Source organism: Pseudoalteromonas sp. SG43-6 (genome assembly GCF_014164365.1).
GTDB lineage: Bacteria > Pseudomonadota > Gammaproteobacteria > Enterobacterales > Alteromonadaceae > Pseudoalteromonas > Pseudoalteromonas rhizosphaerae.
In genome coordinates this window covers 1-13,939 of sequence record NZ_JACJEZ010000076.1, presented here as the reverse complement: position 1 = coordinate 13,939, position 13,939 = coordinate 1, and the positions used below count along the sequence as shown (strand labels likewise).

Annotated in this window: 7 protein-coding genes; 5 read left to right on the top strand and 2 right to left on the bottom strand. The window is 41.5% G+C overall.

From position 1 onward, the window contains the following. A partial coding sequence (locus tag H5201_RS20985) for an Ig-like domain-containing protein (protein WP_182785313.1) occupies nt 1-4,522 on the top strand: 4,522 nt, incomplete at its 5' end. A 317-nt stretch (nt 4,523-4,839) separates the two neighbouring features. Here the strand turns inward: H5201_RS20985 and H5201_RS20980 are convergent. Both H5201_RS20980 and mnmC read right to left on the bottom strand, forming a co-directional pair. Next, nucleotides 4,840-5,169 (bottom strand): hypothetical protein, encoded by a 330-nt coding sequence (locus tag H5201_RS20980; RefSeq protein ID WP_182785312.1) that lies wholly within the window; start codon nt 5,167-5,169, stop codon nt 4,840-4,842. 29 nt (nt 5,170-5,198) lie between these two features. Next, a complete protein-coding gene (mnmC, locus tag H5201_RS20975; protein ID WP_182785311.1) occupies nt 5,199-7,223 on the bottom strand; it encodes a bifunctional tRNA (5-methylaminomethyl-2-thiouridine)(34)-methyltransferase MnmD/FAD-dependent 5-carboxymethylaminomethyl-2-thiouridine(34) oxidoreductase MnmC in 2,025 nt (674 codons plus the stop codon). 177 nt (nt 7,224-7,400) lie between these two features. Between mnmC and fabB the strand changes: the two genes are divergently transcribed. The 4 genes from fabB to H5201_RS20955 all read left to right on the top strand — a co-directional run. Beyond that, a complete protein-coding gene (gene fabB, locus H5201_RS20970) occupies nt 7,401-8,612 on the top strand; it encodes a beta-ketoacyl-ACP synthase I (RefSeq protein WP_145241506.1) in 1,212 nt (403 codons plus the stop codon). A 109-nt stretch (nt 8,613-8,721) separates the two neighbouring features. Continuing rightward, on the top strand, nt 8,722-9,840 hold the full coding sequence (locus H5201_RS20965; protein ID WP_145241504.1) for a 4-phosphoerythronate dehydrogenase: 1,119 nt from the start codon (nt 8,722-8,724) through the stop codon (nt 9,838-9,840). Between the two features lie 51 nt (nt 9,841-9,891). After that, nucleotides 9,892-10,908: an aspartate-semialdehyde dehydrogenase gene (locus tag H5201_RS20960; RefSeq protein ID WP_182785310.1), complete on the top strand. Its 1,017-nt coding sequence runs from the start codon at nt 9,892-9,894 to the stop codon at nt 10,906-10,908. Nucleotides 10,909-11,227: 319 nt separating this feature from the next. Then, nucleotides 11,228-13,939 (top strand): FimV/HubP family polar landmark protein (locus H5201_RS20955; protein ID WP_310736957.1); only part of this gene is annotated, 2,712 nt, incomplete at its 3' end.

The following is a 13,939-nucleotide window of genomic DNA, read 5'->3' as shown; positions in this document are numbered from 1 at the left end:
GGTTGTCAGTGCACCAAGCAATGGGCAAACTCAAGTAACCGCAACGGGGGCAATCATTTACACCGCCAATGCAGATTACTATGGTGACGACAGCTTTACTTACACAGTTAAAGACAGCAATGGCGCGATATCTAACCTTGCTACTGTCACCATGACTGTAAACCCAGTCAATGATGCGCCTTTAGGTATTCCGCAAAGCTTAATACTTGCAGAAGATAATAGCGTTTTGATCACCTTGGTTGGCTCAGATATTGAGAACGATGATCTAAGCTATCGTCTTGATGAAGGCGCATTACATGGCTCGCTTGTGCAGCAAAGTAATGATAGTTGGTTATATACGCCAAACGCCAATTATAACGGCAGTGATGGCTTTAGCTTTGTTGTTAATGATGGACTATTAGATTCAACAATAACGCCGGTATCGTTAGTTATCACCGCAGTGAATGACGCGCCAGTTGTTGGTCTACAAACCGGCGTTACTGATGAAGACATGCCAGTCGTTATGAACTTACTCGGTAGTGATGTTGATGGTGATACATTAATCTATACAATCGTTAGTCAACCAACTCATGGCACTGCGACTATCTCAGGTGAGCAAGTTACTTATCAAGGCAGTGCAAATTACTTTGGTGACGATCAGTTTAGTTATATAGCGAATGATGGATTACTTGATTCAGCACCGAGCACAGTATCAGTAACGATTAATAGTATTAACGATTTGCCAGTGATTACTGGAGTACCAAGCTTAGCGGTTAATGAAAATGACTTATATAGCTTTGTACCACTAGCGACAGATAATGATGGCGATAACCTCAGCTTCAGTATTGAAAATAAACCAAGTTGGTTGAACTTTGATACCACCACAGGGGAGCTATCAGGCAGACCAAGCAATGCTGATGTAGGAAGTTATGCAGGCATCACGGTGCGTGTAACGGATGGGATTGCAAGTCAAAGTTTAACCCCATTTACACTGACAGTAGTGAATGTTAACGATGCACCAACAATCAGCGGTTCACCTGCAACATCAATCGCGCAAGATACAGGTTACTCATTTACGCCAATTGTGTCGGATATTGATAATACCAGTTTATCATTGACGATTGCGAACAAGCCGAGTTGGGCAACGTTTGATAGCACAAGTGGTACATTAAGTGGTATACCGACACGAGATGACGTTGGTCTATATAGTAATATTTTGATCAGCGTAAGCGATGGGCAGTTAAGCAGTACGCTTAACCCATTTAGTATTGATGTAACGTATGTGAATGCGCCGCCTGTTGCTAATGATATGGTAATGCGCGTTAAAGAAGATAATAACCTCAGTGTCAGTGCTCAGGTTAGTGACAGTGATAACGACAATTTAGTTATAGAAGTGGTCACTCAACCACAGTTTGGTAGCTTAACGGTGCAAGGAACGGTATTTAGTTATCAGCCACAGGCTGATTATCATGGTAGCGACACCTTTAGCTATTTAGTGACTGATGGTAAAACAAGTTCAGCTATAGCTACGGCGTTAATTACTGTTGAGTCAGTAAACGATCAACCGGTTGCTGTGGAAGATACCTTTGACTTAGCGCGAACAGAAAGCGGCCGTTATATACTTGATGTATTGGCGAATGATACTGATGTTGATGGTGATGTAATAACAATTATTGGTGCTAGGGCGTCAGTGGGTACAGTGAGTATTGTTGACCAGCAGCTTGTCTATCAATTTAGCGCAAGTAACCAAGGCACTATTAAAGTTGAGTATATTATTGCCGACCCCGCGCAAGCACAAAGCACAGGGTTTGCTTTTATTAACTTTACTGATGGCCAACTAGGTGCACCAACCATTACACCTCCAGCTGATGTGGATATTGATGCAACAGGATTGTTTACTCGAGTTAAGCTGGGTACAGCTCTTGCGTTTGATAGCGAGCAAAACAGATTACCAGTCGCAACTTTAAATCAAAGTATGTTGTTTACGCCAGGTGTACATCAAGTGTATTGGCAAGCGACAGACAGTAGTGGTAAAACCACAATGGCTAGCCAGCAAGTAATGGTTCACCCGCAAATATCACTAGGTAAAAATAAAGTTGTTGCTGAGGATCAAAGTTATACCACTCGGGTTTACTTGAATGGAACAGCGGCAAGTTATCCTGTCACTGTACCTTACAGCGTATCTGGAACCGCAACATCAGATGATCATGATTTAATCAGCGGTGAAGTGGTTATTGAACAAGGCCTCGTTGGTGAGATCAACTTTAGAGTCTTTGCAGATAGTGAGATTGAAGCGGATGAAACAATAGTTATAACGCTTGACGATAGCCTTAATACTGGCGCGCAAGCCTCTAATATTATGACTATTTCAGAGAGTAATATAGCACCAAGCTTAGTTACGATAACGGAGCAAAATAATCAGCCTCGGCCATTTGTTTTAGCCAGTGACGATCTCGTAACAATTACAGCGTTGGCAACAGATAATAACCCTGGAGATAATATTTCATTCAGTTGGCAAGCAGCAGATGAACGGATTGTTGATCTAGGTAATGCGGCTGATATATTTGTGTTCTCTACAGCTGAACTCGATATTGGTATTTATGAAATAGCAGTAACCGCAACAGATGACGCTGTGGATAGCTTATCAACTACAGTGACCAGTTATGTTGAAGTGGTAGCTCAGTTACCTGAGTTAACAACTGCCGATACTGATAATGACTTAATACCAGACAATATCGAAGGTCTACAAGATAATGACCGTGATGGTATTCCTGATTATTTGGATAATATTAATGAATGTAATGTATTACCTGAGCAAGTAAATGAGTCCGCGCAGTTTCTTGTCGAGGGGGATGCGGGAGCATGTTTAAGAAAAGCATTCTCAAGCATACAAAATAGCAGTGGCGCAGCACAATTGTTTGAAAATGAATTGCCTGCAGATGTTGGGATGGATAACTCTGGTGGTTACTTTAGCTTTATAGTAACCGCCATGGAGCAAAAAGGTGAAAACTACCACATAGTGCTTCCGCAAAGAATGCCAATACCAGCGGGGGCGATTTATAGAAAGCTTATCAATAATGAGTGGATTGACTTTAATACCAGCAACGGCGATAAGGTCTATTCTACTCAAGGTGAGCAAGGGTATTGCCCTTCACCAAATAGTCAGCTGTGGCAAGAAGGGCTTAAAGAAGGTGACTGGTGTGTACAATTACGCATAACTGATGGTGGTATCAATGATGCTGATGGCGTAGCGAATGGTCAAATTGTTGATCCAGGCGGCGTTAGCGTTATGAGTAGTAATAACAGCGCGCCTGTTACACAATCAGATCAAGTAACTATTGCACTAGGTAATAGTATTGTTATTGATGTGCTCAGTAATGATAGCGATGCAGATAATGATGTATTGATGCTCACCAGTGCAAGTGTTGATTTTGGTGAGGTAGCAATCGTTAATAATCAACTTAGTTATCAACCATTACTTGATTTTATTGGTACTGCAACAATCAACTACAGTGTGTCTGATGGTAAAGGTGGAACAGCCTTTGGTACAGCGACTGTTAGTGTGGTAGTAAACAGTGCCCCAACAACTATTGCTGATACTGCAAGCACCAACGACCGCACGCAAATAGTTATTGATGTACTCTCCAATGACAGCGATGCGGATGGTGATGCACTTAGTTTAATAAGCGCGCAAGCTACGCAAGGAACAGTCACTATAAATAACGATGGCACATTGAATTACCAACCTAAAGTAGGTTTTGAAGGTGTTGATTTAATTGAATACACAGTGACTGACAGTAAAGGTGCTGAAGCTAAAGGAGAAGTAAAAGTGACCGTAAAAGCTTATACAACCACCACGGTTAAAAATAGCTCATCAGGTAGTTTAGGCAGCACCATGGTGTTGTTAATGATTGGTTTAGTCTTTATACGTCGCCAATCAAAACTGACGCCATGGGCTTTACTCGCTACGGCTGCGGTAGTCAGTCAGCCTGTACTAGCAGGTGAGTGGTCTATGGATGGCACTATTGGTTATGCGGCCGTTGCAGGCTCAACCACAACTAATCAATCAGTCGAATTAGCGAATACTGAATACGACGATACCGATATTAGTTGGTCAATAGGCGCAATTTATTCCTTAGCGACTAATTGGCAATTTGGCGTACGCTATATCAACTTAGGCGAAGGTAGTATGACCTTTGTTGGAGATACGCTTGATCCAAGTAACGCGCAATTGAATGTATCACAAACCGTGCCGGTATTGTCACAAGGACCTGCGATACAAACAGCTTATGTATTTCCGCTGTTGGGCCAAGTTAAGAGTAAGGTTTTTGTAGGGGCTTTCCATTATCATTATTCAATCGATAGCCGCTCATCTACGGGGCAAAAAATTACATATAGTGACACCAATACACGCCCTTATTTGGGCGGGCAATTAGCTTATCCAGTGCTTGAAAATACAGATGTTTCAATTAACTATAGCCATTATAAGCTAAGAGAAAACGATGTGAATGAATGGGCGCTAGGATTCCAATATCAATTTTAGGAGTCATTAAAGCGTAAATAAAAACGGCTAGCTTTCTAGCCGTTTTTGTATTTAATACTTAAACAACCCAAGTTTAGCGACAATGCCTTTTCAAGATCATTGAGCTACTTAACTGTCTTATCAAGATGATCCGCTTGTTGGGCAAGCGATTACCTTCTAACATCGGAAATAAATTAGGGTATTTAAGATAGTGATCACCTTTAAGCCATTAGCTTCGGGTCTCACGGTATCGGGCCTCGTTTTGCTTTGGTGCTTTTGCTATAAGCTTAACAATTTGTTTTATGCATACGTATTCAGATCAGTTCGCCGTCAAGCGATTATGGTTGCGTGATCATAATCGCTATTTCGGTTCGGTAGTCACGAGCATATAAGCTGATCCGCACGGTTTTCTTGTCGATGGTATAAAACAACGTTCGGCGTTTATTATCACCGATAATAAGCTCAGACTTACCTAAAGCTTGTTGATAAAAAGCACTCACTTTTGTAATCGACTGAGCAACATAGCCAGTTTGTATCAGTGGGTAGTCATCGGCAATTTGTAATGAGTACTTAAAATCAGCTGGTAGCGGAACGCTGTCTAAATTTGCAGCGCAAGTCAGTGAGGTTAGGCTTATTGCTAACAGCAGTGGTGTTATTATTTTTATCATATTGGTTCCTACACGCTATTTTTGCTAAATTAAATTTTATTTCGAATTAAATCTCTTACAATAAAGCGGGCTGGGTGAATCGCTTGGCTTACTCGTTCACTCAAAGGCTGTGGTTCATTGTTAAGTGCAGCAACTAATTGTTCTGCACACAGGGGCGCACTGCATAAGCCACGAGCCCCAAAGCCTGTGAGTATGTGTAGTCCTTGTTGTGGTTTTTGTAAGGATTGATATTGATAGCGTTTCCCTGCGCGTAAATTGGCAAACGCGTGAATATAATCACTTTGCTGCGGCCATTCTCCGGCCATAGGGAGGTGATCAATAAAACTACAACGTACAGCGGCTTTAGCTGCCGTGATCTCACCTAGACTACTGGCAAAGTCGGTTTGTCCATAAAAGTGAAGCAGTTGCTCGCGATTTGTTTGATTGTCTTGGTCTTTGACTGCGCGGCTTTTTGAGTTCTTCTCGAATGTTGCGCCCATACAGTGATGGTCTAAATAAGCAGGAGTAAAGTAGCCTTTATGACATAGCACGGTTTTTAGTTTACGTGATGCAGGACTTGCTTGTACATGGGATACTTGACCACGCACGCCAACAATTGGCAGAGCCTGAGTTTGTACAAAACGGTCGCTGTGCTCACCAGCACATACAATAACGTCACTAAATGGGCCAAACTGTTGCCCTTGGCTCAATAACAGCCAGCCTTGCGGGGTTTTCTCAAGCTGTTCGATATCACAATTAAAATGGCTTTTAATTGGTTTGAGTTTATGGGCTTGTTGGAACAGAGCGCTCACTAATTGTGGTGGGTTAACCCATCCACCTAACGGGAAATATACGCCAGAGTAGCCTGTACTTACACCGGCAATTTCATCACCTTGCTCAGGCGTTACGCCGTGCATGAGTTCATCTGGCCACAGCTGTTTATGTTCAATATTTTGATGGCGCTCAACTAAGGGTTGTTTGATCGCGTGTTGTAATACGCCGCACCATTGATGATCATAGTGAAAGCCATTCTCAGTGAGTTGCTGATAAAGTCGTTTCGCATATAAAAAACTGTGCGCAAAAAGCTCACTGTGCGGGGAGTTTTTTGCTTGTAAGTGCGGATAAATCGCACCTTGTACATTATGAGATGCGCCCATCGCGAGTTGGGGATCTTGGCAAAAAAGTTGGCTGTTAACCCCACGTTTCGCCAAGCTATATAAAATAGCGCTGCTGGCTATCCCTCCGCCAATGACGGCAACGTTTTTAAGTGAACTTTGCTGATGAGCCAGATAAGGTGGCGCCGATTGTGCTTGGTTAGCATGGGCTAAAGAACCAATCAGCATTTCATTTTTTTTGCCATGACCTTTGATTTTTTGTACCGCAAACCCTGCATCAGCAAGACCTCTACGTACAACACCTGCAACCGTAAAGGTTGCAAACGTGGCATTACTACGAGAAATATCCACCATTGAATTAAATAAGGCTGGCTGCCACATTTCTGGATTTTTACTCGGTGCAAAGCCATCTAGATACCACGCATCGATAATACCTGTTTGCGGGTAGCTTATAGCTGCGAGTGATTCTTGCACATCGCCAAAATATAAATCGAGTATAATTCGACCATTATCAAATTCAAGACGATGGCAACCAGCCAAATTAATCGGGTACTTAGCAAGTAACTGTTTACTCAATGGTGCTAAACTAGGCCATACTTGCAATGCCTTTTGCAGATCGTCTGTTTTAATCGGATACTTTTCAAAAGAAATAAAATGTAAGCGCTGCACATTCTGTTGTGCTGAGTTGTGAACTTCTTGGCTTTGATGTTGCCTACTGGTTAGATGATTTTTAAATTGTTGCCATGTATTTAAAAAATTAAGCCCAGTACCAAAACCAGTTTCAGCGATAACGAAATGTGCACGGTCATGATTTTGTAATCGATGAGGCATATTATTTTGCTGGTAGAACACATAATCAGACTCAGCTTGGCCATCATCGTTCGAAAAGTAGACATCGTTAAAGTTGTCTGCAACGGGTGTACCTAAGTTATTAAAGTGAATTTCAGCGTTTTTAATCATGGCATGCAATTAATGAGTACTTTTTTTCATTATTTTACGTGTTTTCTTTGAAATAGTCTGGCGTTATTTATAAGCTAGAGGTTCAGAGTACAAGTGTACGCTAGAAAGCTGACCACTTCGTTGTAAGTTTCAGCGTAAAATAGAACACAATTTAGTATCAAGCTAAGGTAATTACCCATGAGAAGAGCCGTTATTACGGGCATCGGTGTTGTATCAAGCATCGGTAACAACAAAGAAGAAGTATTAGAATCGTTAAAAACAGGTAAGAGCGGAATCGCTTTTAACCCAGAATTTGCTGAATATAAGTTACGTAGTAACGTATCTGGCAAAATTGATATTGACGTTAAAGAGTTTGTTGATCGTAAAGCAATGCGCTTTATGGGCGATGCCGCTGCGTATTCGTATATCTCAATGGCACAAGCAATTGCAGATTCTGGTTTATCTGATGATCAAGTATCAAATGAGCGCACGGGTATCATTGTGGGTTCCGGTGGTGGTTCATCTAAATGGCAGGTTGAAGCGGCTGACATTTTACGTGAAAAAGGCGTAAAACGTGTAGGTCCTTATATGGTTCCGCGCACCATGGCCAGTACAACATCGGCATGCTTAGCAACACCATTTAAAATTAAAGGTGTTAACTACTCAATCAGTTCAGCATGTGCAACCTCTGCACACTGTATTGGTAACGCAGTTGAGCAAATCCAATTAGGCAAACAAGACGTTGTTTTTGCCGGTGGCGGTGAAGAGCTTCACTGGACATTGGCAATGGAATTTGACGCAATGGGCGCACTTTCTACTAAATATAACGAAACGCCTGAAAAAGCCTCTCGTACTTATGATGCTAACCGCGATGGATTTGTTATCTCTGGTGGTGGCGGTATTGTTGTTGTTGAAGAACTTGAACATGCGCTTGCACGTGGTGCACACATTTATGCTGAAGTTGTTGGCTATGGCGCAACATCTGATGGCTATGACATGGTTGCACCATCAGGTGAAGGTGCTGCACGTTGTATGCGTCAAGCAATGCAAGGCGTTGACAGCATTGATTATCTAAACACTCACGGTACATCTACACCAGTAGGTGATGTAAAAGAGTTAGGAGCAATTCAAGAAGTATTTGGTGGTAATTCACCGATGATCAGCGCGACTAAAGCAATGACAGGCCATGCACTGGGCGCCGCTGGTGTGCATGAAGCTATTTTCTCACTATTGATGTTAGAGCATAGCTTTGTTGCGCCTTCAATCAATATTGATGAGCTAGATGAACAAGCTGCAGGCTTAAACATTATCACTGAGCGTAAAGACGTTGAACTAAATACTGTTATGTCTAACAGTTTTGGTTTTGGTGGTACTAACGCCACGTTAGTGATGAGTAAATATAAAGGCTAATTAAAAAGCCAAATTACAATTAAAGCCGAGCAACTTGCTCGGCTTTTTCGTTTTCAAAGTCGGCTATGTTCGTTACAATAGCGGCTCTTAGTGCTTACTGGACTTGTTAATGAAAATTCTTGCAGACCAAAACATGCCACTTGTTGAGCAATATTTTGCTGATTTTGGTGAAGTAACGCGTTTTGATGGTCGTACATTACAAAGCGAACAGCTAATTGATGTTGATGTATTATTAACTCGCTCGGTAACCTCAGTAAATGAAGCACTGTTAATACATGCTAATAAATTACGCTACGTAGGTACGGCGACAATCGGCGTTGATCATATTGATACTGATTTACTCAAACAACGTGATATTGCATTTACGAGCGCACCTGGTTGTAATGCCGTTGCTGTGGCTGAATATGTGATCAGTAGCTTGTTTGCACTGTGCCAAGAAAATGCCTGCACCTTGGAACACAAAACCATTGGGATTGTCGGAGTGGGCAGTATTGGTAGCTGTTTGCGAGATAAATTAGCCGCGCTTAATGTCACTGTATTAGTATGCGATCCACCTAAGCATGAAGCGGGACAATTAGCCGAGCATACAGATATTGATGAGTTGTTGAGTAAAGCGGATATCGTCACTTTCCATGTGCCGTTAGTAACGACCGGTAAACATAGTACCTTGCATTTAATGAACAAAGCGCGTTTAGCAGCGCTTAAACCTGGCACTATTTTGATTAATGCCAGTCGCGGCGATGTGGTCGATAATCATGCTCTACTGGAAATTATGCGCGGTGGTGCCAAGCTCGATGTGGTATTAGATGTATGGGAAAACGAACCTTCTATATTAACTGAATTGCTTGAGTTTGTGCGTTATGCCAGTGTCCATATCGCAGGCCATACCTTAGAGGGTAAAGCACGTGGCACGCAAATGCTCTATGAAAAGTTGTGCGAGCTTAAAGGTTTGCAAACAGGCAAAGCATTAGCTGATTTTTTACCAGTGCCCGCGTTTACCCAAGTTACATTACAAGAAACCTTTAGCGAAGCTGATTTAGGTCAGTTGATCCATCTGGTTTACGATGTGCGTCGTGATGATGGTATTTTGCGATGCAACTTAGCAAGTGAAGGGTTTGATAGCTTACGTAAAAACTACCCCATTCGACGTGAATTTAGCACAGTCAAAGTGCTAGGTGCAGGCGCATATTCGCCTTTGCTGCAAGGGCTTGGTTTCGTAGTCGAATAACTTAAAATTTAAACAGCGGCCACAATGGCGGCTGTTAAACGAGGAATACACATGTCACAAAAATATAATGTTGCCGTACTTGGCGCTACAGGTCTTGTTGGTCGCCAAATTATTGAAACGTTAGAAGATCGTAAGTTTCCTGTTGATCAATTATTTTTATTGGCAAGTAGTCGCAGCGCTGGTGAAGATATTAAGTTTCGTGGTGAAACTATTGAAGTGCAGGACGTTGAAGGGTTTGACTTTAGCCAAGCGCATATTGGTTTATTTTCTGCTGGTGGCAGTGTGTCAGAAAAATACGCACCTATTGCCGCTGATGCAGGATGTGTAGTAATTGATAACACTTCGCACTTTAGAAATGATTTTGAAATACCACTGGTTGTGCCAGAAGTAAATGCAGCAAGCCTTGCTGATTTTAGAAATCGCAATATCATTGCTAATCCTAATTGCTCAACTATTCAAATGATGGTGGCATTAAAACCTATTTATGATGCATACGGCATCGATCGTATTAATGTATCTACTTATCAAGCAGTATCGGGTGCAGGCAAAAAAGCGGTTGATGAACTTGCAAAACAAACTGCTAATTTAATGAATGCACGCCCTGTAGATAGCGAAATATTTCCAAAGCAGATGGCGTTTAATGTTATCCCACAAATTGATGCTTTTGAAGATAACGGTTACACCCGTGAAGAAATGAAGATGGTTAACGAAACCCATAAAATTCTAGGTGATACCACAATTGCTGTTAATCCGACGTGTGTACGAGTTCCGGTATTTTTTGGTCACTCAGAAGCGATTAACATTGAAACACGTATGCCGTACGACTTTGAACATGTAAAACAGTTACTTAATGACGCGCCAGGGCTTGAACTTATAGAAGACGAAGGGGATTACCCAACCCCGGTTACGGATGCAAGTGGTAATGACATTGTGTATGTAGGGCGCTTACGTCAAGATATCTCACATCCGCATGGTTTAAATATGTGGGTTGTAAGTGATAATACCCGTAAAGGGGCCGCAACGAACAGCGTGCAAATAGCTGAAGAGTTGATAGCGAACTATCTTTAATTAAAAGCAAGAAAAGCGGCAGTTTGTCGCTTTTTTATTTTTTAACTGCCAAATAATTGCCGCATAGCTGCTAAAAGCGTATAAACTTAATCTTAACGATAAAAAACTCTTCCGGCTAATAAAGTTTAAGCTATTACGTATCAAAGTGTTGCGATGGATATTAAGCCGCAACTGGTTTATAGTTTGCAACTGGAATAGAGCTTGCAGGAAAGACTTAATTAACTATTTATTTATGTACGTTATTTCTGCAAGAAATAATCAATGTTTAAGCGTCTAATTTAATGGCGCTGCGTTAACATTTAAACATTAAAGGATCAGCATGCGCGGTTTAGCTACACTCCTCTTATTAGCGTCTGCATTGGTGGTAACACCGATATACTCCCAAGACGGCAGCCAACTTAAAGGCCCTAAAGGCGTTGATTATGGCGTTCAAGGGCGTTCTATTGGGCCAATAAAGCCAACCGATACGCTATGGCGTATTGCTGCAAAAGTGCGACCAGATAACTCCGTCAGTATTTATCAGGTTATGCAGGCTCTATATGAAAAAAATCCGCAATCATTTTTAGATCAAAATCTCAATCATATGCGCGATGGTGCGTATTTAAAAATTCCTACCTTAGCCGATATCCGCGCAGTAAGCCCGGAGCTTGCCAAACAGCGCTCAGAGCAAGATGATGAGCTATGGGAAAAAAAGAAAAATGGCACGCTTACGAACAGCGAAATTACTGCTTCACAAACCAAAGTAACTCAAGCACGCAAAGTGGATGTTGATGAAGCTAAGCAAGAATTAAAACAAGAAATCAACAGCATTAAAACCCAACAGGGCAGTCAGCTTGTTGAATTACAAAAGCAGTTCAAGTCGTCAGTTGATAATGTCGAAGAAATTTTAGTTGAAAACAATAAATTAAAGCAACAGTTAACTGGTGTGTCTAAAGAGCTTGAAAATATTCGTGAGCAACTTGGTAAAGACAGTGAAATTCAACGCCAACTTTCTGAATTGATTGCAAAACAGAACGAAATTATAGAGCAACAACAAGCAAAAAAGCTCGAAGAGACTAGTGAGTTTGACTTTGCTGGGCTGTTAGCCAATCCGCTAGTTCTTATTTTATTAATGACAATTCCAGCGTTATTGATCATCTTTGCAATCGTGATGTTTTTACGTAAACGTAATAAAGAAGATGAAAGCACAGATGATGACGAATTTTTACCACAAAGCCCTAGTTATACAACAGAGGATGATGTTGACTTAGGACCATCACTTGATCCAATTATTCCAGATCCAGTTCAAGAAGACGATGATGTAAGTATTCAGCTTGATGATCTTGAGAACGATATTTTACCAGATGACGACGATATTATTTTTGATGACAATATTGATGATGCGTTTGAGGATGGTGACAGTTTATTAAATCAAGACGAATTAGATGGCTTACTGAGCGACGACATTGTATTTTCTGATGAAAGTGACGAAGCTAAAGAAGATGATGAACTTGATATCTTCATGCAGCAAGATTTTGATCAAGCAGATGATGATAGCTTAGGTGACGACATTGATTTAGATATTAAAGCCGACAACAATGATGGCGATATTTTAAGTGCAGCAGATCTAGATGATTTATTTGCTAATGACAGCGATGAACCGACTGCTGAATTAGATGACTCGCTTGATTCAGATGATGACTTAGCAGCACTCAGTGAAGAGTTAGCAGATGAAGGTGATGATTTTGACATTGATGCATTGATTGATGAACAAAATAGTAATCAACCGACAGGTAAGAATGACGGCGATAATGACGAATTTGATTTAGACGATATTGACAGCCTTATTGATGAAGCTGGCGATAAAGCAACAGCAGAGCCAGAGCTGGCAGAAGAAGATGAATTTGATTTAGACGATATTGATAGTTTAATTGATGAAGCTGGCGATAAAGCAACTGCAGAGCCAGAGCTTGCTGAAGAAGACGAATTTGATTTAGACGATATTGACAGTTTAATTGATGAAGCTGGCGATAAAGCAACAGCAGAGCCAGAGCTTGCTGAAGAAGACGAATTTGATTTAGACGATATTGACAGTTTAATTGATGAAGCTGGCGATAAAGCAACAGCAGAGCCAGAGCTGGCTGAAGAAGATGAATTTGATTTAGACGATATTGACAGCCTAATTGATGAGACTGGCGATAAAGCAACAGCAGAGCCGGAGCTGGCTGAAGAAGATGAATTTGATTTAGACGATATTGACAGCCTAATTGATGAGACTGGCGATAAAGCAACTGCAGAGCCGGAGCTGGCTGAAGAAGATGAATTTGATTTAGACGATATTGACAGCCTAATTGATGAGACTGGCGATAAAGCAACTACAGAGCCGGAGCTGGCTGAAGAAGATGAATTTGATTTAGACGATATTGACAGCCTAATTGATGAGACTGGCGATAAAGCAACAGCAGAGCCAGAGCTGGTTGAAGAAGATGAATTTGATTTAGACGATATTGACAGTCTAATTGATGAGACTGGCGATAAAGAAGCTGCTGAGGACGCTGTAACACCCTCAGCGGAGCCTGAACTCACAGCAGATGAACCTGACGATTTAGCTGGCATTGACAGCTTGATTGATGAAGGTGATGAGCAAGTAACAAAAGACGCTGTAAAAGCTGCCGCAGAGACTGAACTAGTAGAAGATGATGATGAATTTGATTTAGGTGATATCGATAGTTTATTAGAGGATGCTGCTGAAGAAAAATCGGAACCAGAAGCCGGATCTGCATTTATTGAAGAAGACGATGAGTTTGACTTCGGTGATATTGAAAGTTTAACAGATCAAGCACAAAGCACGCAGCTAGATGAAGCTCTTTCTGATTCGATGGAAGAGTTATCGAATGTAGAAGATGAACTAGACGTCGAAGACGTTGAATCTATTGCATCAAGTTTAGTCGACGAACCAGAAGTAACTATTGAACAAGAGCCAGAGCTTGCAGCAGAACCAGAGCTTGAAGAAGAACCTGAGCTTGCAGAAGAGCCAGAGCTTGCAGCAGAG

What these genes read in the sequence shown, in the direction of transcription:
- H5201_RS20980 (WP_182785312.1), bottom strand. Translation starts at nt 5,169, where the DNA reads ATGATAAAAATAATAACACCACTGCTGTTAGCAATAAGCCTAACCTCA.
- mnmC (WP_182785311.1), bottom strand. Translation starts at nt 7,223, where the DNA reads ATGATTAAAAACGCTGAAATTCACTTTAATAACTTAGGTACACCCGTT.
- fabB (WP_145241506.1), top strand. Translation starts at nt 7,401, where the DNA reads ATGAGAAGAGCCGTTATTACGGGCATCGGTGTTGTATCAAGCATCGGT.
- H5201_RS20965 (WP_145241504.1), top strand. Translation starts at nt 8,722, where the DNA reads ATGAAAATTCTTGCAGACCAAAACATGCCACTTGTTGAGCAATATTTT.
- H5201_RS20960 (WP_182785310.1), top strand. Translation starts at nt 9,892, where the DNA reads ATGTCACAAAAATATAATGTTGCCGTACTTGGCGCTACAGGTCTTGTT.